The organism is Phyllobacterium sp. P5_D12 (assembly GCF_054049495.1).
The window spans coordinates 1-849 of record NZ_JBFUMG010001045.1 but is presented as its reverse complement, the minus strand read 5'-3'; the positions used below and the strand labels follow the sequence as shown (position 1 = coordinate 849).

The following is an 849-nucleotide window of genomic DNA, read 5'->3' as shown; positions in this document are numbered from 1 at the left end:
CACTTCAAGATTCCCGTGAATGTGCTTGATAACTATGTCGTCTTTGATCCGGCTGCAGCACACGCTCGAGTAGAGAATGGCCAGTTGGTGGAATCGCTAAGACAGAGATCTGAGGAGAATGCGACGCTCGTTGAAAGACTAGCTGCCGCCAATGCGAAATCCGACCATCTGGCTGCTTCACTCGACCTGTCCCGGAGCGAGGTTTCTCGGCTTATATTCAGGACTGCCGAAGTCCAAAGGTCAGCCGACTCTCTGGCTGCGCGTTCAGGTCAGTACGACAATCTCATCACCAATCTCCGCGATCCGAGTGGTCCTCGAGCGCTGCGTTTGGTTCTCCCGTTGGCGCGTATCATTAGAAGAATTAGCCGTGTATTTGGTGCCACACACGAAGTTCCATCCGACGAGAGGCACGCTTCAACTCCTGGGGGAGCTGTGGTTTCGCCTAGCGCACCCGCTCCGGCTCCACGTCCTTCACTGTTGAAGAGGATAGTCTTCGGCGTCTGGAGGAGATACTTCAAGCCTCACTTTTGGCCCAATCTGGAGCGTCTTAGGGCGTATATGACCCAGCCCGTGCGTGAGATGGTGCAGGCGAACGACGAGCATGTCAAAAGCCTCGAAGAGCTGTTAATTACAATCGCATCGCAGCAACGGAAGTGAATTAGCGCTCACGATACGACTGATGGTCCAATGCACAAACTCACTATGAGTTCGTGGTGGTTGGTCACGATTAAGTCCGATTCTAATGTGCTAACCGCCTGGGCCTCCAACAACTTTCCCAAACAGAGAGATGACAATTCCATGGCCAGCGTTACCACGCGAAAGATTACTGCTTGGGAGGACATTTCCAGC

1 protein-coding gene is annotated in these 849 nt (G+C 53.2%); it reads left to right on the top strand.

Annotated features, from left to right (window positions below; translation table 11 throughout):
• Positions 1-657, top strand: a 657-nt coding sequence (locus ACXJ5O_RS28570; protein ID WP_457302853.1) for a hypothetical protein, incomplete at its 5' end; no start/stop codon positions are given.
• Positions 658-849: the final 192 nt, after the last annotated feature.